Source organism: Solimonas soli DSM 21787 (assembly GCF_000474945.1).
In the GTDB taxonomy this organism is placed as follows: Bacteria; Pseudomonadota; Gammaproteobacteria; order Nevskiales; family Nevskiaceae; genus Solimonas; species Solimonas soli.
Genome location: NZ_AXDW01000015.1, coordinates 132,202 through 152,233, shown reverse-complemented (window position 1 = coordinate 152,233; position 20,032 = coordinate 132,202). Strand labels below are relative to the sequence as shown.

The window sequence follows — 20,032 nt, the reverse complement described above, 5'->3', positions numbered from 1 at the left end:
GGCGTTATAGCCGTGAAAGGCCCAAGGCATAGCGTGGTCAACCTCGGAAACATCGTGCTTCTTTCAGGCTTGCAGCGAGCCGGGTTGCAGTTCGGCTTTGAGAGCGGCCTGAGTTCGTCGCTGGGTTCGTCGAGTTCAGCTGCGTCTCGGGCGGTGCTGTTCCACTCGGCCAGCTGGTTTGGTCCTGCGAGTTCGTTCCTGCTGTCGTGGTCGCGCCGCGTAGCAGCGCTTGGGTTGGGCCATAACTGTCGCTTCAAGCCGACGTCCACGCCTTCCGCCTTTTGCTCTTCCGGAAAGCTCGCTCGGCGGCGTGGCCGCGGCTTAAGCTGGCGTTAGACGCCCGACTTGACTGGTGGCTAGCTCCAGCTATCCTATACACTAGCTACAGCTAGATAGGAGTGGCAGATGTCCGGCACCAAAATCGAAGTGAACCTTGGCCCTGTTTCCTTCAGTGGGGAGGGCGACCAGACTTGGCTGGCAGAACAACTCGAAAAGGTTTTGTCGGCGGCTCCCGCCGTTCTGGGCGCGCAGGCTCCCGTCACGCCTCCTACGCCTGCGGCCGCACCGGGCGCTGGTGCCGCCGCGGATGCCACTTTCACTACTAGCCTCTCTAGCTATATCAAGGAGAAAGGGGGCGAAAGCAATCAGGTTGATCGATTCCTCATCACCGCTGACTGGCTTCGCCGACGCGGCGTCAACAAACTCACGACTGCGGCAGTGAGCAAGGCTCTCACCGACAACCACCAGAAGCGGCTTGCGAATCCCGCGGACTGTCTCAACAAGAACGTCAGCAAGGGACTTTGCGAGAAGGCTGACGGCGGGTTCTACATCTCACCTGAGGGCTTAAAGAAGCTCGGCCACGCATGATTCCGGCTGGCTCGCTTTTCGGCTCGCTTCCGGCGGGGCTCCGAGATCCTCTTCTGGAAGAGTACAGGAGCATCCTGCAGAATTTTCTGGAGCGTCGCTGGAATCCCGCCGAGCTTAGTGGGGGACGCTTCTGCGAGATCGTGTATTCCATCTTGCATGGTCATGCGTCCAACGCATACCCGCCGTCCCCGTTTAAACCACCAAACTTTCTGGCCGCTTGCCGTGCACTGGAATCGAACGGCCATGTCCCCAGAAGCTTTCAAATCCTAATACCGCGTCTTCTTCCGGGTTTATACGAGATAAGGAACAACCGAGGCGTGGGGCATGTAGGCGGTGACGTAGATTCCAATCCCATGGATGCGGCCGCGGTAGTTAATCTGGCGACGTGGATTCTTTCGGAGCTCATTCGCGTCTTCCACAACGTGCCCATCGGTGCGGCACAGGCCACGGTAAACGCGCTCGCAGAACTACGTATCCCTCTCGTATGGGATGACGGAAACGTAAAGAGGATTCTTCACGTTGGTCTTCCCTTAAAGGATCAGGTGCTGATTCTCGCCGCAACCAGCGCAGTCGGCGTACAGGTAAGTGATCTGCTTAGTTGGACTGAATACGAGAACAGAGGATATTTCCTGCGGCTACTGCGGAAGATGCACAAGGAACGTCTGATCGAACTTTCTTCGGATGAGAAGTCCGTGCGCGTGCTGCCCCCAGGAGCAAAGGCACTTGCAAAGATCATCACAGAGCGCGAGGGCGTCTAACAAGAGGTTGCAGCCGACGGCCTCGCCTCCGGGCCTTCGGCCCTCCGGCTCGGCCGCGGCTGAACCTCAGCGTTGGGGAGCAAAAGCGAGGACTGTATGAGAGGAAGACGTTTTCAGCTCGTCAAGCATTTCGTCAGCTTGATGCTCGCAGCCGGCCTCCTATTCTTCATGGCAGCAGCTCTTACAGAGCCGTTCAAAAAGATTGTGCTCGTAATGAATGACGGCCATGTAGGCAAAACACCAAAAGACTGGGCGCTTTTTGTCCTGCTGTCGGCTTGGGTTGGAAGTATGTGGGCGGGCCTTTGGTTATGGTTCAAGGGCAGCGAGAAGAAGTTTCTTGAAGTTTGGTTTGCCAAAGCTCCCCAACAGGCGGTTCAACCCGACGTACTGGCCTCCGGCCGGTCCGCGGGTTAACCGCGGCGTTGGGCCGCATGAAAGCGCAGGCTAAACCTTGGCTTATTCGGTCGCTATTTGTTCTCGTTGCGCTGGGCTCCGTCATCCAGTCGGTTGCATCATTGCAATCACGTTCTTGGTCCGGGCTTGCGTGGGCGCTGGCCACCATATGCGGGGCACTCGTGTTCATCGGCCATCCTCAGCTTCTGTTTCGGCCCTTCCCGTTTCCAGCCGCTGAGGTCAGAGCACTGCCACCATGGTCAAAACTCATAGGTGCGGTGGGTTTCATGTTGCTTGCAACATCCCTCATTCTTCGGGCGGCCACATGAGCGGAGTGCGGCCCAACAATAGCTTCCAGCCGACGTATTTTCCTCCGCTTCGCTACGGAAAATCCGCGGCTGAAGCTAGGCGTTGGGGCTCATACTAAGGAGGTCTTTCAGTGCTCCATCCAAATCAGTTCCAAATCAATGAAGCTTGGATCGTGTTCAAGTTAAACGATGCTCCGCTACAAACGGAGGCCGATGGCGACTTCAACGTCGTTGCGCTCATGGATGCCGCAAGCTGCTACATCTTGGGCTCAGAGTTTGTTCCAGTTCGCTCCAAGGAACTTTCAAAAACTTCGGCGAGGCGCCTTCTACAGGCGGGCCTGTCTCAGGCGCCCAATCCTCCAAAGAAACTTCTTATCCCAATTAAGCAGCCCGCCGGCCTTCTGAGCGAGGAGGCGGCGCGCCTTGGGCTAGGCGTACAGCGTGTAGAGGAGGACCATCTTTCGGTATTCACTGGCGAGGCGCGCGCGGGCTTCAAGGAACGTTTCGGCGGTCGTGTCCAGTAAGCCCCAACCATCGCTTCCAACCGACGTACCTGCCTTCGCTTCGCTGCGGCAGCTACGCGGCTGATGCTCGGCGTTGGGCGGCCTTGAAGGAGTAGCCGTGGCATCGAGCGGCATCATGTTGGATCTGGTTGATTTGAGTACGCGAAGCATCGACGTCTCGCTGAGCATTCCGAGCGCTTGCGCAGACGAACTGGCAGCGCGGTTCGATGTGCCGAGACCGCAGCGCGAATTCATACCGCTGGAGAGCGAGGAGTTGGCGTGGCTACGAGCGGCGATGGGCATCGACATTGAGAAGCCCGACATCGCGGGCGTACTCCGCGGGGCGAGCTGGCTGGACGATCTCCCATATGAGCTTCATACCGGACGCGAACTAAGATTAATGCTGAAAGGGAAAAAGCCACTTGCCGTCTTCTTCGGACAGGACGTCGAGAGCGATCCATGGATCTTTCCCGAAGACGTTTTCACGCCGTGGGTAGAGCGCGGCCGTCTTGTCCAACGGGTGCAGGTTCTGGCAGGCGTGAGACGGTTGCTTTACGCGCTACCAGCGGAAGGATGGCGGATCGACGCCTATCTCAAGATGTGGGATGACGGCGAGAAATGTGGGTGGAACGATGAATTTGAACGCCGGGAAGGCGAGCTACTCGGCTACGAGCAGTGGCAGATCGAATATTGGTTGAAGGCGCGGAAGGTGAGGTTCCATGCCGCCGAACAACACGCTGCAACCGACGTCCACGCCCCCGGGCCTTTGGCCCTCCGGCGTGGCCGCGGGTGAGCGCGAGCGTTAAGCTGTGCCTGGCCGGTCGTTCTGCCTTCGCTTCGCTCCCGCAAACGGCTTTGGTGTGACCCGACCGACGCCGCTTTGGCTTGCGACCGGACTTCAGTGCGCTGTCGCGCCCCGCCCTGTCGGGATCGACCAGCGCCGGTAGGCGGCGTCGAGCAGCCAGAGCGGGCCGATGAGCAGGAACTGCAGGTCCTTGAAGAAGGAAGGACGGGCTTTCTCGACGTGGTGGCCGTAGAACTGGCCGATCCAGGCGCCGACGAAGATCGCGACGGCGAGCCACAGCAGGCCAAGCCCCGGGAACGCGGCTTCGCAGGCCAGCACCAGCCAGTACGCCAGCGCGAAGACCGCCGTCATGCCGAGCGCAAGGCGCCAGGAGAGGCGGAAGTAGTAGAGCAGCACGAGTCCGCCGATCACGGTCGTCGCATTGAGGTTGCCATGGCCGACGGGAATCACCTTCAGGGCACAGGCGATCGAGAAGGCGATCAGCGGCACGCAGATCCAGTGGATCAGCTTGTTCGTGGGATTTCGATGACTGGCACTGTATTCGTCCAGCCATTGTTCGAGGGTTCTCATGGGGCAGCCTCCGTGCGGCACTCCGCGCTCATGCTGCTAGTATGTGGACAGCCATCGCGCAGCCCGATAGTAAATATGTAGGGGCTCGGGGGGCCCACCGCCGGGCCGCCCATCGTCGAAAGCGCCCGTCGCCAAAGGAGCCGACTGGTAGAACCGGCATGTTGACGTCTTCCCCCGCCGAAGCGATCGATCCGGTCGATCGCCTGATCGCACGCCTGTACCGCTCCGGCCTGCAGATTCCCGCCGGCCAGTTCCGCGAATGGGCGCTCGCCCAGCTGGCGCGTGTCGTGCCCTGCGACGGCGCGCTGTGGGGCACCGGCACGGCCTCGCAGCTGCGTTTCCATTCGGTGACCGTGCACGGCCTGCCGCCGGAATTCCCGCAGCAGCTGGTGACGACGACCGCGATCAATCCGATCATCCCGGCGCTGCTGCAGAACCTCGACACGCCGGTCGACATGCAGCAGGTGTTCCCGGACGCCGAATTCTTTTCGTCCGAGCTGTATCGCAGCACCTTCGCGCCGTATGGCATCCACCGCATCCTGTCGACCGGCCATCTCGATCGGCGCAGCGGCCTCTACTCGCTGCTGACCTTGTACCGCAAGGATCGCGCCGCGCCGTTCAGCGAGCAGGACAAGCTGCGTCAGAAGCGCGCGATCTATCATCTGTTCAACGCCGCCTCGCATTCCTTCTTCCTGCATCTGGCGCGCACCTATGCCGACCGGCCGGCCGACTCGGCGGGCGCGGTGGTCGATGCCACCGGCACGTTCCACGAGGCGCAGCCGCGCTTCCTCGATCTGCTCGACGACCGCCTGCCGAAGCGCGAGGCGCAGCGCCTGCCGTTCCCGATGCCGGCGCCCGGCGAAACGGTCGCGCATCTGGATCTGATGGTGCGCTGCGAACGGCTCAGCGATCTGTTCCTCATCATCATCTGGCCCGCCGGTCCGCTCGACCGCCTGACCGCACGCGAGCGCGAGATCGTGCACTGCGTGGCGCAAGGGCTGTCGTTCAAGCAGGCGGCGAAGAAGATCGGCGTGGCGCCGTCGACGGTCGCCAATCATCTGTACCGCGTGTATCGCAAGCTCGGCGTCTACAGCCGCACGGAACTGGCCAACCTCGTCCATCCGCAAGCCGGGCCATGATCGGGACGGCTTTCAGCCAGGCGCGTTTGCTCGCGCTGTGGGGGCGTTACAAGCATCTCGTCGCGCTCGGCAGCTTCCTGCTCGGCGTCGCCAGCCTCGTGCTGGTGCAGCGGCAGGAGAAAGTCGCGCAGACCCTGGTCGTGCTGCTGCCGCTGACCTGGCTGATCGCCGTGCTCGAACCGTACTGGCTGCGCCTCGCCGAGCGCAGCCGCTGGCTGCGCCATTCGCCGCTGCTGGTGCGCTATCTGCTGCAGGGCCTGCATCAGGAGTCGTTCTTCTTCACGCTGCCGTTCTTCCTGGCGGCGACGACGTGGCGCAGCGCGCAGGTGCTGTTCGTCGCGCTGGTCAGCGTGTTCGCACTGGTGTCGATGATCGATCCCTTGTACTTCGACCGCGTCGTGGCGCGGCGCAGCCTGCTGTGGAGCTTCCATGCCGCGGCGGCGTTCACGACCGTGCTCGCCGCGGCGCCGATGCTCTGGCAGATCACCACGGCCACCAGCCTGTGGCTGGCGATCGGCGCCGGTGCCGCGGTGTCAGTGCCGGCTTTCGCCGCCGCCCTGCCCGGCTCGCGCTGGTTGCGCTGGCCCGGCGCGCTGCTCGCCGCCGCCCTGCTCGCCGGCGCGCTGAGCCTGCTGCGTTTCGCGATTCCACCGGCGACGCTGCGCGTCCACGACGCGCACGCCGCCCGGAGCGTCGATACGGAGGCGCGTCGCTCCGGGCCGAGCGTCGAAACCATCAGCGCCGCCGATCTCGCCGCCAACGGTCTGTATGCCTGGACGCCGATCCACGCGCCGCGCGGCCTCTCCGAGCAGGTCGTCCACGAATGGCGGCACGACGGCCGCGTCGTCGAACGCATACCGATCACGATCAGCGGCAGCCGCGAGGCCGGCTACCGCACCTGGACGCACAAGACCGCTTTCGGCGAAGACCCGCGCGGCCACTGGCAGGTGCGCATGCTGACGCAGAGCGATCAGCTGATCGGCATCGTGCGCTTCACCGTCGAATAGCGGCTACCGCGCACCCGCCCCACCGCCTACACTGCCGCGCATGAAGACCATTTCCGTTGCCGAACTGAAGACCCTGCTCGACGCGAAGGCCGTGACGCTCGTCGACGTGCGCGGCGCCGACGAACTGGCGCTGGCGAGCATCGCCGGCGCCGTGCATATCCCCATGCACGAGCTGCCGCAGCGCGTCGGCGAACTGGACCGCCAGGCGCCGATCGCGGCGCTGTGCCATCACGGCGTGCGCTCGGAACTGGCGGCGCGCTTTCTCGAGAAGAATGGCTTCGGCGACGTCGCCAGCGTCGCCGGCGGCATCGACGCCTGGTCGATCGAAATCGATCCGGCGGTGCCGCGCTATTGAAAGCTGTCTGCCCCTTGCGCGTCGCGACGCGACGGAAGAGGGAATCATGCGGCCGGGCACCCGCGCCCTGAATCAGGCGCGCGGCTTGCTCGCGCGGATCGGCAGGCGCGTGGTGTTGATGCTCTGGCTCATCGAGATCGAGGAGCTGATTTCCTGCACGCCCTCGATCTGCGACAGCTTGTTCCAGACGAAGTACTCGTAGTCCTGCACGCTCGGCACGACGATCTTCAGCAGGAAGTCGACGTCGCCCATCAGCGTGTGGCATTCGATCACCGCCGGCAGCTTGCGCACGGCATCGAGGAAGGTCGGCAGCGCGTCGCGGTTGTGGCGCGTCATCTTCACGTGCGCGAACACCATGATGCCGAGTCCGACCTTGTGGTGATCGACGATCGCCACGCGCTCGCGGATCACGCCGCCCTCGATCAGGCGCTGCATGCGCCGCCACACCACCGTCTTCGACGAGGCCACGCGCTCGGCGATCTCGGCGACCGGCAGGGTGACGTCGTCCTGCAGCAGGTCGAGGATCCGGATATCGAGGGTGTCGAGCGTTTCGGGATGTTGTTCCGCCATTCTTCCAGGGCCTCCGGAATTATGTTCCGCAATTTACGCCGGAAGTGGCAATAAAAGAACTAAATTCCGCGCCGCCGCTTTTAGACTCTCCGGAAAGGCGATATTTCAGCCATCGAGGAGGGCTGACCATGCGTTCTGCGACCCCGCTGCGTCTGCACGTGCCGGAGCCGAAGCACCGGCCCGGCGATCCTGCCGACTTCGAAGGCATGACGATTCCGCCCGCCGGCGCCCTGCCGCGTCCGGACAGCGACACGCCGGAGAGCGAGCTGCGCGCCTTTCCCTACGGCATGATCCGCGTGCTCGACGACAGCGGCAGCGCGGTCGGCGCCTGGGCGCCGGACATCCCGACCCCGGTGCTCATCAAGGGCCTGCGCGCGATGGCGCTGACACGCGCCTTCGACGACCGCATGCAGCGCGCGCAGCGCCAGGGCAAGACCAGCTTCTACATCAAGTCCACCGGCGAGGAGGCGGTCGCCGTCGCGCAGGCGCTGGCGCTCGATCCGGGCGACATGCTGTTCCCCAGCTACCGCCAGCAGGGCCTGCTGATCGCGCGTGACTGGCCGATCGTCGACATGATGTGCCAGCTGTTCAGCAATGCCGCGGACCGCCTCAAGGGCCGCCAGCTGCCGGTGATGTACTCGGTGCGCGAGGTCAATTTCTTCTCGATCTCCGGCAATCTCGGCACGCAGTTCCCGCAGGCCGTCGGCTGGGCGATGGCCTCGGCGATCAAGGGCGACACGCGCATCGCCGCCAGCTGGATCGGCGACGGCACCACGGCCGAGGCCGACTTCCACCACGCGCTGACGTTTGCCGCGGTCTACCGCGCGCCGGTGCTGCTCAATGTCGTCAACAACCAGTGGGCGATCTCCAGCTTCCAGGGCATCGCCGGCGGCGAGTGCGCGACCTTCGCGGCGCGCGCGATCGGCTACGGCATTCCCGGCCTGCGCGTCGACGGCAACGACTTCCTCGCCGTCTACGCCGCCACGCAGTGGGCCGCCGAGCGTGCGCGCAGCAATCACGGCGCGACGCTGATCGAGCTGTACACCTACCGCGCCGCCGCGCATTCGACGAGCGACGATCCTTCCGCCTACCGGCCCGGCGACGAGGCCGCGCACTGGCCGCTCGGCGATCCGATCGCACGGCTCAAGCAGCATCTCATCGCCACCGGCGCCTGGTCCGAGGAGCGCCACAAGGCCATGCTCGAACAGGTCGACAACGAGGTGAAGGTCGCGTTGCGCGCCGCCGAGCGGATCGGCACGCTGGGCAGCAGCAAGCCGGATCCGGGCACGATGTTCGACGACGTGTTCAAGGAACTGCCGATCCACCTGCGCCGGCAGCGCGAGCAGCTGCTCGCCGAAAAACTTGACGGAAAGGGAGCCTGATCATGGCGACGATGAACATGATCCAGGCCATCAACTCGGCGATGGACGTGACGATGCAGCGCGACGACAACGTCGTGGTGTTCGGCGAGGACGTCGGCTACTTCGGCGGCGTGTTCCGCGCCACCGCCGGCCTGCAGAAGAAGTACGGCCGGACGCGCGTGTTCGACACGCCGATCGCCGAGGGCGGCATCCTCGGCACGGCGATCGGCATGGGCGCCTACGGTCTGCGCCCGGTCGTCGAAGTGCAGTTCGCCGACTACATCTATCCGGCCTTCGACCAGCTCGTCTCCGAGGCGGCGCGCCTGCGCCATCGCTCGGCCGGCCAGTACTGGGCGCCGCTGACGGTGCGCTCGCCCTGCGGCGGCGGCATCTTCGGCGGGCAGACGCACAGCCAGAGCCCGGAAGGCATCTTCACGCACGTCTGCGGCCTGAAGACGGTGATGCCGAGCAATCCCTACGATGCCAAGGGCCTGCTGATCGCGGCGATCGAGGACGACGATCCGGTGATCTTCTTCGAGCCCAAGCGCCTCTACAACGGGCCGTTCGACGGCCATCACGATCGCCCGCTGAAATCCTGGGCCGGCCACGCGCTGGCCGAGGTGCCGGAGGGCCATTACCGCATCGAGCTCGGCAAGGCCTCGATCGTGCGGCCCGGCAACGAGGTGACGGTGCTGTGCTACGGCACGATGGTGCACGTGTGCCTGGCCGCCGCCGAGGAATCCGGCGTCGATGCCGAGGTCATCGACCTGCGCTCGCTGCTGCCGGTCGACCTGGAAACAATCGAAGCCTCGGTCAAGCGCACCGGCCGCTGCGTGATCGTCCACGAGGCGACGCGCACCGGCGGCTACGGCGCCGAATTGTCGGCGATGGTGCAGGAGCAGTGCTTCTGGCATCTCGAGGCGCCGATCGAGCGCGTCACCGGCTGGGACACGCCCTACCCGCACGCGCTCGAATGGGATTATTTCCCCGGCCCGGCCCGCGTCGCCGCGGCGCTGAAGCGCACGATGGAGACCGCGTGATGGCCAAGACCTTCGTCTTCAAGCTGCCGGACATCGGCGAAGGCATCGCCGAATCGGAGATTGCGCAGCTGCACGTCGCGGTCGGCGACGTCATCGCCGAGGACCAGCAGCTGATCGACATGCTGACCGACAAGGCTGCCGTCGAACTGTCGTCGCCGGTCGCCGGTCGCGTGGTGCAGATCCATGGCGCACCGGGCGACAAGATTCCGGTCGGCGGCGCGCTGGTGACCCTGGAAGTGAGCGATGAAGCGGCGGACGACGACGCGCCGGTCGCGGCCGCGACACATGGCGCGGCGGTCTTCAACCCCGTCGCCGCCAAGGCCGCGTCAGCCGACGACAGCGCGCCGCCGCACGCCTCGGAACCGCGAGCCCGGGAGGGGCTGCCGGTCGCCGCTTCGCCGGCCACGCGCAAGCGCGCCCGCGAACTCGGCGTCGACATCGCCCAGGTCACGGCGAGCGGGCCGTCGGGCCGCGTCACGCGCGAAGACGTCGAACGCCACGCCGCGCCGCCGCGCGCCACGGCGGTCGACGACGACGCCGTCGAGTCGATCAAGATCATCGGCCTGCGCCGCAAGATCGCCGAGGCGATGCAGCGCGCCAAGCAACGCATTCCGCATTTCGCGTACGTCGAGGAAGTCGACGTCACCGAGCTCGAAGCGTTGCGCCAGCATCTCAACGAGACGCACAAGGACCGCGGCAAGCTGACGCTGCTGCCGCTGCTGATCCAGGCCCTGGTCAGGGCGGTGCCGGCCTTCCCGCAGGTCAACGCGACCTATGACGACGAAGCCGGCGTCGTCTCGCGGCATCGCGCGCTGCACGTCGGCATCGCCACGCAGACGCCGAACGGCCTGGTCGTGCCGGTGCTGCGCCATGCGCAGCGCCTCGATCTCTGGGCCCGCGCCGCCGAAATCCGCCGGCTGGCCGACGCGGCGCGCAGCGGCAAGGCCAAGCGCGAGGAGCTGTCCGGCTCGACGATCACCGTCACCAGCCTCGGCGCGCTCGGTGGCATCGTCACCACGCCGGTCATCAATGCGCCGGAAGTGGCGATCATCGGCGTCAACAAGCTCGTCGAGCGGCCCGTCGTGCGCCACGGCCAGATCGTGGTGCGCACGATGATGAATCTGTCCTCGTCCTTCGATCACCGCATGGTCGACGGCTACGATGCCGCGCAGTTCATCCAGCGCGTCAAAGCCCTGCTCGAGCATCCGGCGACTCTCTTCATCGACTGAGCGTCCGCGCGCCCCCGTCCCTCGGCCGCCGCCTGCCATCGGCGGCCTTTTTTTACACTCTTATATCGCTTACAGGAATATAAGAAGCCTTATTTATTCTTTTACGTCGAGGTTGTCGCTCGGCACCATGCGCGCACTTTCCAACACCGTGACGAGGGAGTCGCGTTTCATGTCGAAGCATCTCAAGAGGGGGTTCCAGGGTCTCGCACTGCTGCCGCTCGTCGCGGTTGCCGGTACGGCATACGCCCAGGAAGCGGCACCGTCGGTCGAAGACCTCGACCAGCGCATCAAGGTCCTCGAGCGCCAGCTCGAGATCCAGAAGGAAGAAAGCGACGCCAAGGCCAAGGACAGCGCGACCGTTTCGGCCAACGAAAAGGGTTTCAGCATCAAGTCGGCCAAGGGCGACTACGAATTCAAGTTCCGCGGCCTGCTGCAGGCCGACGGCCGCTGGTTCGTCGACGACAAGGCGCCGCGTACCGGCGACGGTTTCCTGATGCGCCGCGTCGAGCCGACCTTCGAACTGACGCTCGGCAAGGCACTGTTCTTCCGCATCCAGCCGAACTTCGGAAAGGACTCGCCGGAAGTCTCCGACGTGTACGGCGAATGGCGCATCGATCCGGCGTTCTACGCTCGTGCCGGTAAGTTCAAGGCGCCGGTCGTGCTCGAAAACCTGCAGGCCAGCTCGGCAACCGTGTTCAACGAACGCGGCTTCCCGACCGAACTCGGCCCGAACCGTGACATTGGTCTGCAGTTCGGTGGCGCGTTCCTGTCGAGCACCACCACCTATGCGCTGGGTGTGTTCAATGGCGCGCCTGACGGCCGCGACGGCACGCAACAGTCAGGCAGCACCAACAGCTCAGGCGACAATCGCAAGGAAGTGGCGGCGCGTCTGTTCACCGAACCGTTCAAGAACAGCCCGGGATTGTTCCAGGGACTTGGCCTCGGTGTCGGTGGCTCGTATGGCGAGAAGCTGGGCAACGGTGATTCCAGCCAGGTGAAGTACCGCACGCCGGGGCAGAACACCTTCTTCAATTACCAGACGGCGGTTACCTACGACGGCGCCGAAACGCGCATCAGCCCGCAGGCGTACTACTACCGCAACAGCTTCGGTCTGCTCGCCGAGTACATCGTCGCCAAGCAGGAAGTCGCGAATGCTGCCGCCCATGAAAAGCTCGACAACAAAGCATGGCAGGCGGTTGCGAACTATCTATTGACTGGTGAGGATGCGAGTTACACCGGCCTGACCAAGCCGAAGAATTCGATCACACAGGGTGGCGTAGGCGCTTGGGAACTGGTTGCGCGCTACGGCGTACTCGACGTCGACAACGATGCCTTCACGAACAAGACCTACGCTGACATCACCAAGTCGGCGAGCAAGGCGACGACCTGGGCGGCTGGCGCCAACTGGTATCCCATCAACAATCTGAAGATCGCGCTGACCTATTCGCAGACCAGCTTCGACGGTGGCGCCACGACCGGCGACCGCGAAGACGAAAAGCTGCTGTTCACCCGCTTCCAAGTCGCGTTCTGAACCCGGACGAACGCCAGGAGATCATCATGATCAAGAAATCATTGTTCCTCACGATTGCGGCTGCGCTGACGCTGCCGCTCTCGGCCCACGCCGCTTCATACGATCTGCTCAACGTTTCCTACGATCCGACGCGCGAGCTCTACAAGGCCGTCAACACCGCCTTCGCCGCCGACTACAAGGCCAAGACCGGCGACACGGTGACGATCCAGCAGTCGCATGGCGGCTCGGGCAAGCAGGCCCGCGCCGTCATCGACGGCCTCGACGCCGACGTAGTGACGCTGGCGCTGGCTGCCGACATCGATGCGATCGCCAAGAACGCCAAGTCGCTGCCGGACAACTGGCAGTCGCGTCTGCCGAACAACTCGGCGCCGTACACCTCGACCATCGTGTTCCTGGTGCGCAAGGGCAACCCGAAGAAGATCAAGGACTGGGATGACCTCGTGAAGCCGGGCATCAGCGTCGTCACGCCGAATCCGAAGACCTCGGGCGGCGCGCGCTGGAACTACCTCGCGGCGTATGCGTATGCGCTGAAGAAGAACAACGGCGACGACGCCAAGGCGCGCGAGTACATCAAGGCGCTGTTCAAGAACGCGCCGGTGCTCGACACCGGCGCTCGCGGCGCGACCACGACCTTCGTGCAGCGCGGCATCGGCGACGTGTTGCTGGCCTGGGAGAACGAGGCCTTCCTGTCGCTCGAGGAATTCGGCGCCGACAAGTTCGAGATCGTCGCGCCGTCGATCTCGATCCTCGCCGAGCCGCCGGTCGCGGTCGTCGACAAGAACGTCGACAAGAAAGGCACGCGCAAGGTGGCCGAGGCGTATCTGAAGTATCTCTACACCGACGAGGCGCAGGAGATCATCGCCAGGAACCACTACCGGCCGATCAATCCGGCCATCGCCGCGAAGTACGCCAACGTCTTCCCGAAGATTCCGCTCGTCACGATCGCCGACTTCGGCGGCTGGACCAAGGCGCAGCAGACGCACTTCGCCGACGGCGGCGTGTTCGACCAGATTTACCTGAAGAACTGAGCGCTCCCGGTGGCGGGCGGGGACTGCTGAAGCTTTTCAGCCGCCCCGCCGCCCCTTTTTTCACTCCCTAACCGGAACTTCCCCCATGTCCGTCACCGCGATCAACACCCGCAACCAGTTCAAGGGCAGCGTCGTCGCGATCAATCGCGGCCCGGTGGTCTCGGAAGTCGAGATCGAAACGCCGGCCGGCGTGATCAGCGCCGTGGTCACCACGAGCTCGATCGACCGCCTGAGCCTGCGCATCGGCGACAGCGCGCTGGCGCTGTTCAAGGCCACCGAAGTGCTGATCGCGAAGATCGGCGATCAGGCCGCCTGAAGCCGCTGCCGCCCGCTCTTTCCGCAAAAGGTCCCAGAAACGGAGGCATCGCCGTGAGCGTCACCGCCATCAATACCCGCAATCAGTTCAAGGGCAGCATCGTCGCGATCCATCGCAGCCCGGTGATGTCGGAGATCGAGGTCGAGACGCCCGCCGGCATCATCAGCGCCGTCGTCACGACGAGTTCGGTCGACCGCCTGCCGCTGCGCATCGGCAGCGACGTGCTGGCGATCTTCAAGGCGACCGAAGTGCTGGTCGCCAAGCTGAGCTAACGGAGGACGCCGCGATGTGCCTGATCATCCACAAGCCGGCCGGTGCCGAGATTCCCGCCGACCTGCTCGCCGCCGCCGCCGTGCACAACGCCGAGGGCTGGGGCCTGATGGGTTTCGACGAGGGCGGCCGCACCGTGATCGAGAAGCGCGCCATCGTCAACGTCGACGAACTGCTCGACGTCGAGCGCGTGCACCGCGGCGCCGAATACGTGCTGCACCTGCGCCGCCAGACCAAGGGCGGCAGCGGGCTCGACAACGTGCATCCGTTCAAGATCGTCGACGGCGTGTGGCTGATGCACAACGGCACGCTGCGGCTGGAAACGCGCGTGCCCGGCAAATCGGACACCTGGCATTTCGTCAGCGACGTGCTGCGCCCGCTCGCGCAGCGCCATCCCGGCCTGCTCAGCGACTACGCCTTCATCCAGATCCTCGAACACGGCCTCAAGCCGGAAAACAAGCTGGCGCTGCTCGATCAGCGCCTGCGCCGCATCGTGCTCGTCAACCGCGCGCACGGCGTCGAGATCGACGGCCTGTGGATCAGCAACACGCGCTGGCTCGACCGCAAGCTGTTTCCGCTCGCACAACCGCTGCAGCCGCAGGAGCAGCAATACGGCGCGCACGAACTGCGCTTCGTGTGATGCGCCACCACGACACCACATGACCGCCATGAATGCCCGCCGCTTGACGTTCATCCTCGCCGCCCTGCTCGGCGCCGCCGCGCCGCTGGCGCGGGCCGACACGCCGCTGCTGAACGTCTCCTACGACGTCGCGCGCAACTTCTACCGCGACTTCAATCCGGCCTTCGTCGCCGACTGGAAGACCAGGACCGGCGCGAGCGTCGACATCGACCAGTCGCACGGCGGCTCAAGCAAGCAGGCGCGCTCGGTGATCGACGGTCTCGAAGCCGACGTGGTGACGATGAACAACCCGCTCGACATCGACGCCATCGCCAGGGCCGGCATCCTCGGCAAGGACTGGGCGGCGAAGTATCCGCATGGCGCCAGCCCTTCGTGGTCGCCGATCCTGTTCCTGGTGCGCAAGGGCAATCCGAAACACATCCGCGACTGGAACGATCTGGTGAAGCCCGGCGTGCAGATCGTCATTCCCAATCCGAAGACGTCCGGCAACGGCCGCTACAGCTATCTCGCGGCCTGGCAGTACGCGCTGCAACAGCCCGGCGGCAGCGAGCAGAGCGCGCGCGCGTTCGTGACCCGGCTGTTCGGCAACGTGCCGGTGCTCGACACCGGCGGCCGCGGCGCGACCACCACCTTCGCGCAGCGCGGCATCGGCGATGCCCTGCTGACCTTCGAGAACGAGATCCGCCTGATCCAGAAGGAACTCGGTCCGGACAAGTTCGAGGTCGTGGTGCCGTCGGTCACGGTGCGTGCCGACAACCCGGTCGCCGTGGTCGACAAGTACGCAGCGAAGAAGGGCCACGAGAAACTGGCGAAGGCCTATCTCGCTTGGCACTTCAGCGAGGCCGGCCAGGAAATCATCGCCAGGAACGATCTGCGTCCGCTCGACGAGGCCGTGCTCAAGAAGTACGCCGAGCGGTTCCCGGCGGTGAACGCGTTCAGCGTCGACGCGGCCTTCGGCGGCTGGCCGCAGGCGCAGGCCACGCACTTCGCCGACGGCGGCGTGTTCGACCAGATCTACGCGAAACGCTGAGAGGCCTTCCATGAGCAGTCTCGTCCTTTCACCGCGCAGCAAGACCCACACTGTGCGCACCACGGCGATCCCCGGCTTCGGCCTGACGCTCGGCTACACGATCGTCTACCTGAGCCTGCTGGTGCTGATTCCCCTGGCCGGCGTGTTCTTCAAGGCCGCCGGCCTCGGTTTCGAAGGCTTCTGGCACGTCGTCAGCTCGCCGCGCGTGCTCGCCGCGCTGAAGCTCAGCTTCGGCGCGGCGCTGATCGGCGCCAGCATCAATGCCGTGTTCGGCACCCTGGTCGCCTGGGTCTTCGTGCGCTACGAATTCCCCGGCAAGCGCTTCTTCGACGCGATCATCGACCTGCCCTTCGCGCTGCCGACGGCGGTCGCCGGCATCGCCCTGACGGCGCTCTACGCCGGCAACGGCTGGATCGGCCAATACCTGGAGCCGCTCGGCATCAAGATCGCCTACACGCCGCTCGGCGTGATCGTCGCCTGCACCTTCATCGGCCTGCCCTTCGTCGTGCGCACGGTGCAGCCGGTGCTGCAGGATGCCGAGAAGGAGCTGGAGGAGGCCGCCGCCTCGCTCGGCGCCGACCGCTGGCAGACGATCACGCGGGTGATCCTGCCGACCGTATTGCCGGCCGTGCTGACCGGCTTCGCGCTCGCCTTCGCGCGCGCGGTCGGCGAGTACGGCTCGATCATCTTCATCGCCGGCAATCTGCCGATGGTGTCGGAAATCGCGCCGCTGCTCATCATCATCAAGCTCGAGGAATTCGACTACGCCGGCGCCACCGCGGTCGCCAGCGCGATGCTGATCCTGTCGTTCATCCTGCTGCTGCTGGTCAACGGCCTGCAGGTCTGGGCGCGCAAGCGCCATGGCGGCAGCCGGTGAGCGCCCGCACCGGGCGCGGCGCGCCTCGCGGGCCGGCCGCGCGCCGCGCATTGCCGTCGCGCCATGAACGGCGCCCCGACCCTTCGGACTCGACAACATGAGCACCGTCTTCGACACCACCCTGCAGGACCCGCCGGGCCTGCCGCCGGAGTTCGGTCAGGGCCCGCTGATGCGGCGCAACGCGGCGGTGACCGAGGTGCCGTGGGTGCGCTGGACGCTGATCCTCGCGGCCCTGCTGTTCCTGCTCGGTTTCCTGTTCCTGCCGCTGATCGCCGTCTTCGTCGAGGCGCTGCGCAATGGCTTCGCCGCGTACTTCGCGGCGATCACCGAGCCGGACGCGTGGTCGGCGATCCGGCTGACGCTGCTGACGGCGGCGATCGCCGTGCCGCTCAATCTCGTGTTCGGCGTATCGGCGGCCTGGGCGATCACCAAGTTCGATTTCCGCGGCAAGTCCTTCCTGATCACCCTGATCGATCTGCCGTTCTCGGTGTCGCCGGTGGTCGCCGGCCTGATCTACATCCTCATCTTCGGCGCCCACGGCTGGGCCGGGCCCTGGCTGATGGATCACGGCATCAAGGTTGCGTTCGCGGCGCCCGGCATCGTGCTGGCGACGATCTTCGTCACCTTCCCCTTCATCGCCCGCGAGCTGATCCCGCTGATGCAGGAGCAGGGCACCGAGTACGAGCAGGCGGCGCTGTCGCTCGGCGCCTCCGGCTGGCAGACCTTCTGGCGCGTGACGCTGCCGAACATCCGCTGGGGCCTGCTGTACGGCGTGCTGCTCTGCAACGCGCGCGCGATGGGCGAGTTCGGCGCGGTCAGCGTCATCTCCGGCCACATCCGCGGCCAGACCAACACGATGCCGCTGCACGTCGAGATCCTCTACAACGAGTACCAGTTCTCGGCCGCCTTCGCCGTCGCCTCGCTGCTCGCGCTGCTGGCCCTGCTGACGCTGGGCCTGAAGGCATGGCTCGAATGGCGGCACGGGGAAGAGCTGTCGGCTTCGAGGAAACACTGATGGACATCAAGGTTCGCGGCATCCAGAAAAACTTCGGCAGCTTTCCGGCGCTCGGCGGTGTCGATCTCGACATCGAGTCCGGCGAGCTGATCGCCCTGCTCGGCCCCTCCGGTTCCGGCAAGACGACGCTGTTGCGCGTGATCGCCGGCCTGGAGTTCCCCGACCGCGGCCAGATCCTGTTCGGCGAGGAGGACATGGCCGACCAGCCGATCCGCGAGCGCCGCGTCGGCTTCGTGTTCCAGCACTACGCGCTGTTCAAGCACATGACGGTGCTCGACAACGTCGCCTTCGGCCTGCGCGTGCGCTCCCGCGGCGAACGCCCGCCGGAAGCGATCATCCGCGAGCGGGCGCGCGAGCTGATCGAGCTGGTGCAGCTGGCGGGGCTCGAGAAGCGTTACCCGACGCAGCTGTCCGGTGGCCAGCGACAACGTGTCGCGCTGGCCCGCGCGCTGGCGATCGAGCCGCGCGTGCTGCTGCTCGACGAGCCGTTCGGCGCGCTCGACGCCAAGGTGCGCAAGGACCTGCGCCGCTGGCTGCGCCAGCTGCACGACAAGACCGGCGTGACCACGATCTTCGTCACGCACGACCAGGAAGAGGCGCTCGAACTCGCCGACCGCGTCGTGGTGATGAACAAGGGCCGCATCGAACAGGTCGGCAGCACCGACGAGGTCTACGAGAAGCCGGCGACGCCGTTCGTGTTCGACTTCCTCGGCAATACCAACGTGCTGCCCGGCGAGGTGCGTGGTCGCGAGGTCTACGTCGACGGCCAGACCAGCGCGATCGTCACCGATTCGATTCACGCCGCCGGCCCGGTCGACGTCTACGTGCGGCCGAGCGATCTGCGCGTGACCGATGCGCACGCCGCCGGCTTCGACGCGGTGATCCGCAGCATGCAGCGCACCGGCCCGATCGTGCGCTGCGAGGCGACGGCCGTGCACTCCGGGCAGGCGATCGAGATCGAGGTGCCGCATCTGCATCACGACACGCAGGCGCTGCGCGCCGGCCAGCAGGTGCGCCTGCGCCTCAATCAGTTCAGCGTCTTCCCGCGCCAGACGCGCAAGGGCGGCGGAGCGCTGCCGGACGTCGTGGCGAACGCGCCCGCCGAATATCGCGAGCGCGGGCGCAGCTGAGCTTTCAGGCCGTCGCCGCCGGCGGCGGCGCCAGCCAGCGCAGCAGCAGCAGCGCGCTGATGCCGCAGATGGCGATGATCGCCGCCATCGGCACCGCGGTGCCGTTGTAGAGATGGCCGGCGGCGAAGCTGGACACCGAGGCGATCGCGAACTGCAGGGTGCCGAGCAGGGCCGCGGCGCTGCCGGCACGATCACCGAACGGCGCCATCGCCGCCGCCGTCGAGTTGGGAAACGAGAAGCCCATCGCCGACATGCAGACGAACAGGCCGGCGAGCACGCTCCACATGCCGCCGACGCCGCTCAGCGTCGCCGCGACCATCAGCACGCCGGCCGCCACATACACGCGCAGCGCGCGGCGCAGCAGGCGTTGCACCGGCACGCGGTTCAGCGCCAGCGAATTGATCTGCGAGGCGCCGATCAGGCCGCAGGCGTTGACGCCGAAGATCCACGCGTAGTGCTCGGGCGCGATGCCGTAGTGGTCGATGAACACGAACGACGAGCTGGAGATGTACGCGAACAGGCCGGCCTGCGCCGTCGCGCCGGCCAGCGCATAGCCCATGAAGCGGCGATGGCTGATCAGCTTGGCGTAGGTGCGCGCCGCCCCGGCTAAGCTGAGCGGCTTGCGCTCGCCGCGCAGGGTTTCGGGCACGCCGAGCCCGACGACCGCCGCGCACAGCAGGCCGTAGACGACCAGCAGCGCGAAGATCGATTGCCAGCCGAACCAGCGGAACAGATAGCCGCCGGCCATCGGCGCGAGAATCGGCGCGACGCTCATGATCAGCAACAGCAGCGAGAGCACGCGCGCCATGGCCTGCGCCGGGAAGCAGTCGCGCACGATGGCGCGCGTGATGACCATGCCGGCGCAGCCGCCGAGCGCCTGCAGGAAGCGCAGCGCGACCAGATGTTCCATCTCGCGCGCGAACAGGCAGCCGAACGCGGCGATCACGTAGAGGATCAGGCCGAACAGCATCGGCTTGCGGCGGCCGAGCGAATCGGAGACCGGCCCGTAGAACAGCTGGCCGATCGACAGGCCGACGAAATAGCTCGCCAGCGTCTGCTGCGTGGTCGCCGCGTCGGAATGGAAATGCGCTTCGAGCGCCGGCAGGCTCGGCAGGTACATGTCGATCGACATCGGCCCGAGCGCGGTGGTCATCGCCAGGATCGGGATCAGCTTGCGCCGCGTCAGTCCCGGCGGCAGCGTGTCGTGCTCGGCGAGATGTCTGGCGGCTTCAGCGGTGGACAACGTGGACATGCGCTGCAGCTCCGTGCTGATGAATCCTCCCTCTCCAC

General features: G+C 65.6%; 23 protein-coding genes. 20 read left to right on the top strand and 3 right to left on the bottom strand.

All coding sequences use genetic code 11. The features are described 5' to 3' along the window. The first annotated feature begins 405 nt into the window (after positions 1 to 405). From K344_RS23985 to K344_RS24425, 5 genes are all read left to right on the top strand, one after another. Complete coding sequence (locus K344_RS23985) at positions 406 to 867, top strand: hypothetical protein (protein WP_157622847.1); 462 nt, start codon at positions 406 to 408, stop codon at positions 865 to 867. Then, positions 864 to 1,625: a hypothetical protein gene (locus K344_RS23980; RefSeq protein WP_157622846.1), complete on the top strand. Its 762-nt coding sequence runs from the start codon at positions 864 to 866 to the stop codon at positions 1,623 to 1,625. Before K344_RS23985 ends, K344_RS23980 begins: the two co-directional genes overlap by 4 nt. A gap of 96 nt (positions 1,626 to 1,721) precedes the next feature. After that, positions 1,722 to 2,039 carry a hypothetical protein gene (locus tag K344_RS23975; RefSeq protein WP_157622845.1) on the top strand — a complete coding sequence of 106 codons (318 nt, stop codon included), beginning with the start codon at positions 1,722 to 1,724 and terminating at the stop codon, positions 2,037 to 2,039. Positions 2,040 to 2,457: 418 nt separating this feature from the next. Beyond that, a complete protein-coding gene (locus K344_RS23970) occupies positions 2,458 to 2,850 on the top strand; it encodes a hypothetical protein (RefSeq protein ID WP_157622844.1) in 393 nt (130 codons plus the stop codon). 97 nt (positions 2,851 to 2,947) lie between these two features. Further along, the gene (locus K344_RS24425; protein ID WP_211234502.1) at positions 2,948 to 3,622 is read left to right on the top strand and encodes a hypothetical protein; all 675 of its coding nucleotides are present in this window, start codon (positions 2,948 to 2,950) and stop codon (positions 3,620 to 3,622) included. A 105-nt stretch (positions 3,623 to 3,727) separates the two neighbouring features. Here the strand turns inward: K344_RS24425 and K344_RS0108810 are convergent, their stop codons facing one another. Then, entirely contained in the window at positions 3,728 to 4,204 is a 477-nt protein-coding gene (locus K344_RS0108810; RefSeq protein WP_028080360.1) for an Mpo1 family 2-hydroxy fatty acid dioxygenase, read from the bottom strand. Positions 4,205 to 4,362: 158 nt separating this feature from the next. Here K344_RS0108810 and K344_RS0108805 point away from each other — a divergent pair, with 158 nt between their 5' ends. Genes K344_RS0108805 through K344_RS0108795 form a run of 3 tightly spaced genes read left to right on the top strand, consistent with a single transcriptional unit; the run spans position 4,363 to position 6,705 of the window. After that, entirely contained in the window at positions 4,363 to 5,343 is a 981-nt protein-coding gene (locus K344_RS0108805) for a helix-turn-helix transcriptional regulator (protein ID WP_028080359.1), read from the top strand. Continuing rightward, positions 5,340 to 6,350: a DUF5924 family protein gene (locus tag K344_RS0108800; protein WP_028080358.1), complete on the top strand. Its 1,011-nt coding sequence runs from the start codon at positions 5,340 to 5,342 to the stop codon at positions 6,348 to 6,350. Before K344_RS0108805 ends, K344_RS0108800 begins: the two co-directional genes overlap by 4 nt. A gap of 40 nt (positions 6,351 to 6,390) precedes the next feature. After that, positions 6,391 to 6,705: a rhodanese-like domain-containing protein gene (locus K344_RS0108795; protein ID WP_028080357.1), complete on the top strand. Its 315-nt coding sequence runs from the start codon at positions 6,391 to 6,393 to the stop codon at positions 6,703 to 6,705. Positions 6,706 to 6,777: 72 nt separating this feature from the next. Here K344_RS0108795 and K344_RS0108790 read toward each other — a convergent pair whose 3' ends face one another. Then, positions 6,778 to 7,275 (bottom strand): Lrp/AsnC family transcriptional regulator, encoded by a 498-nt coding sequence (locus tag K344_RS0108790; protein ID WP_028080356.1) that lies wholly within the window; start codon positions 7,273 to 7,275, stop codon positions 6,778 to 6,780. A gap of 128 nt (positions 7,276 to 7,403) precedes the next feature. Between K344_RS0108790 and K344_RS0108785 the strand changes: the two genes are divergently transcribed. The 12 genes from K344_RS0108785 (at position 7,404) to K344_RS0108730 (ending at position 18,742) form a co-directional block, all read left to right on the top strand. Further along, positions 7,404 to 8,657 carry a thiamine pyrophosphate-dependent enzyme gene (locus K344_RS0108785; protein ID WP_051362049.1) on the top strand — a complete coding sequence of 418 codons (1,254 nt, stop codon included), beginning with the start codon at positions 7,404 to 7,406 and terminating at the stop codon, positions 8,655 to 8,657. 11 nt (positions 8,658 to 8,668) lie between these two features. Continuing rightward, positions 8,669 to 9,676, top strand: coding sequence for an alpha-ketoacid dehydrogenase subunit beta (locus tag K344_RS0108780; protein ID WP_043114158.1), 1,008 nt, complete (start codon positions 8,669 to 8,671; stop codon positions 9,674 to 9,676). Further along, the gene (locus tag K344_RS0108775; RefSeq protein ID WP_028080353.1) at positions 9,676 to 10,905 is read left to right on the top strand and encodes a dihydrolipoamide acetyltransferase family protein; all 1,230 of its coding nucleotides are present in this window, start codon (positions 9,676 to 9,678) and stop codon (positions 10,903 to 10,905) included. The genes K344_RS0108780 and K344_RS0108775 overlap by 1 nt, the downstream gene beginning before the upstream one ends. A gap of 169 nt (positions 10,906 to 11,074) precedes the next feature. Further along, positions 11,075 to 12,436, top strand: a complete 1,362-nt coding sequence (locus K344_RS20920) for an OprO/OprP family phosphate-selective porin (protein WP_169729274.1) — start codon at positions 11,075 to 11,077, stop codon at positions 12,434 to 12,436. A gap of 26 nt (positions 12,437 to 12,462) precedes the next feature. Next, complete coding sequence (locus K344_RS0108765) at positions 12,463 to 13,464, top strand: sulfate ABC transporter substrate-binding protein (RefSeq protein WP_169729273.1); 1,002 nt, start codon at positions 12,463 to 12,465, stop codon at positions 13,462 to 13,464. A gap of 85 nt (positions 13,465 to 13,549) precedes the next feature. Beyond that, positions 13,550 to 13,780: a TOBE domain-containing protein gene (locus K344_RS0108760; protein WP_028080351.1), complete on the top strand. Its 231-nt coding sequence runs from the start codon at positions 13,550 to 13,552 to the stop codon at positions 13,778 to 13,780. 53 nt (positions 13,781 to 13,833) lie between these two features. Continuing rightward, a complete protein-coding gene (locus tag K344_RS0108755; protein WP_028080350.1) occupies positions 13,834 to 14,052 on the top strand; it encodes a TOBE domain-containing protein in 219 nt (72 codons plus the stop codon). 14 nt (positions 14,053 to 14,066) lie between these two features. Next, on the top strand, positions 14,067 to 14,690 hold the full coding sequence (locus K344_RS0108750; protein ID WP_028080349.1) for a class II glutamine amidotransferase: 624 nt from the start codon (positions 14,067 to 14,069) through the stop codon (positions 14,688 to 14,690). Positions 14,691 to 14,709: 19 nt separating this feature from the next. Continuing rightward, complete coding sequence (locus K344_RS0108745) at positions 14,710 to 15,720, top strand: sulfate ABC transporter substrate-binding protein (RefSeq protein ID WP_245586162.1); 1,011 nt, start codon at positions 14,710 to 14,712, stop codon at positions 15,718 to 15,720. Positions 15,721 to 15,730: 10 nt separating this feature from the next. Then, positions 15,731 to 16,597: a sulfate ABC transporter permease subunit CysT gene (cysT, locus tag K344_RS0108740; RefSeq protein ID WP_043114118.1), complete on the top strand. Its 867-nt coding sequence runs from the start codon at positions 15,731 to 15,733 to the stop codon at positions 16,595 to 16,597. A 169-nt stretch (positions 16,598 to 16,766) separates the two neighbouring features. Then, positions 16,767 to 17,612 carry a sulfate ABC transporter permease subunit CysW gene (gene cysW / locus K344_RS0108735; RefSeq protein WP_043114156.1) on the top strand — a complete coding sequence of 282 codons (846 nt, stop codon included), beginning with the start codon at positions 16,767 to 16,769 and terminating at the stop codon, positions 17,610 to 17,612. After that, complete coding sequence (locus K344_RS0108730) at positions 17,612 to 18,742, top strand: sulfate/molybdate ABC transporter ATP-binding protein (protein ID WP_028080345.1); 1,131 nt, start codon at positions 17,612 to 17,614, stop codon at positions 18,740 to 18,742. Before cysW ends, K344_RS0108730 begins: the two co-directional genes overlap by 1 nt. 4 nt (positions 18,743 to 18,746) lie before the next feature. Here the strand turns inward: K344_RS0108730 and K344_RS0108725 are convergent, their stop codons facing one another. Next, entirely contained in the window at positions 18,747 to 19,994 is a 1,248-nt protein-coding gene (locus K344_RS0108725) for a Bcr/CflA family multidrug efflux MFS transporter (protein WP_051362047.1), read from the bottom strand. Between the last annotated feature and the right edge of the window lie 38 nt (positions 19,995 to 20,032).

Coding starts and splice junctions, on each gene's coding strand:
- cysW (WP_043114156.1), top strand. CDS start 16,767: ATGCGGCGCAACGCGGCGGTGACCGAGGTGCCGTGGGTGCGCTGGACG.
- K344_RS20920 (WP_169729274.1), top strand. CDS start 11,075: ATGTCGAAGCATCTCAAGAGGGGGTTCCAGGGTCTCGCACTGCTGCCG.
- K344_RS23980 (WP_157622846.1), top strand. CDS start 864: ATGATTCCGGCTGGCTCGCTTTTCGGCTCGCTTCCGGCGGGGCTCCGA.
- K344_RS0108810 (WP_028080360.1), bottom strand. CDS start 4,204: ATGAGAACCCTCGAACAATGGCTGGACGAATACAGTGCCAGTCATCGA.
- K344_RS23975 (WP_157622845.1), top strand. CDS start 1,722: ATGAGAGGAAGACGTTTTCAGCTCGTCAAGCATTTCGTCAGCTTGATG.
- K344_RS0108725 (WP_051362047.1), bottom strand. CDS start 19,994: ATGTCCACGTTGTCCACCGCTGAAGCCGCCAGACATCTCGCCGAGCAC.
- K344_RS0108805 (WP_028080359.1), top strand. CDS start 4,363: ATGTTGACGTCTTCCCCCGCCGAAGCGATCGATCCGGTCGATCGCCTG.
- K344_RS23985 (WP_157622847.1), top strand. CDS start 406: ATGTCCGGCACCAAAATCGAAGTGAACCTTGGCCCTGTTTCCTTCAGT.
- K344_RS0108750 (WP_028080349.1), top strand. CDS start 14,067: ATGTGCCTGATCATCCACAAGCCGGCCGGTGCCGAGATTCCCGCCGAC.
- K344_RS0108785 (WP_051362049.1), top strand. CDS start 7,404: ATGCGTTCTGCGACCCCGCTGCGTCTGCACGTGCCGGAGCCGAAGCAC.
- K344_RS0108760 (WP_028080351.1), top strand. CDS start 13,550: ATGTCCGTCACCGCGATCAACACCCGCAACCAGTTCAAGGGCAGCGTC.
- K344_RS0108745 (WP_245586162.1), top strand. CDS start 14,710: ATGACCGCCATGAATGCCCGCCGCTTGACGTTCATCCTCGCCGCCCTG.
- K344_RS0108775 (WP_028080353.1), top strand. CDS start 9,676: ATGGCCAAGACCTTCGTCTTCAAGCTGCCGGACATCGGCGAAGGCATC.
- K344_RS0108795 (WP_028080357.1), top strand. CDS start 6,391: ATGAAGACCATTTCCGTTGCCGAACTGAAGACCCTGCTCGACGCGAAG.
- K344_RS0108730 (WP_028080345.1), top strand. CDS start 17,612: ATGGACATCAAGGTTCGCGGCATCCAGAAAAACTTCGGCAGCTTTCCG.
- K344_RS0108780 (WP_043114158.1), top strand. CDS start 8,669: ATGAACATGATCCAGGCCATCAACTCGGCGATGGACGTGACGATGCAG.
- K344_RS0108790 (WP_028080356.1), bottom strand. CDS start 7,275: ATGGCGGAACAACATCCCGAAACGCTCGACACCCTCGATATCCGGATC.
- K344_RS0108765 (WP_169729273.1), top strand. CDS start 12,463: ATGATCAAGAAATCATTGTTCCTCACGATTGCGGCTGCGCTGACGCTG.
- cysT (WP_043114118.1), top strand. CDS start 15,731: ATGAGCAGTCTCGTCCTTTCACCGCGCAGCAAGACCCACACTGTGCGC.
- K344_RS0108800 (WP_028080358.1), top strand. CDS start 5,340: ATGATCGGGACGGCTTTCAGCCAGGCGCGTTTGCTCGCGCTGTGGGGG.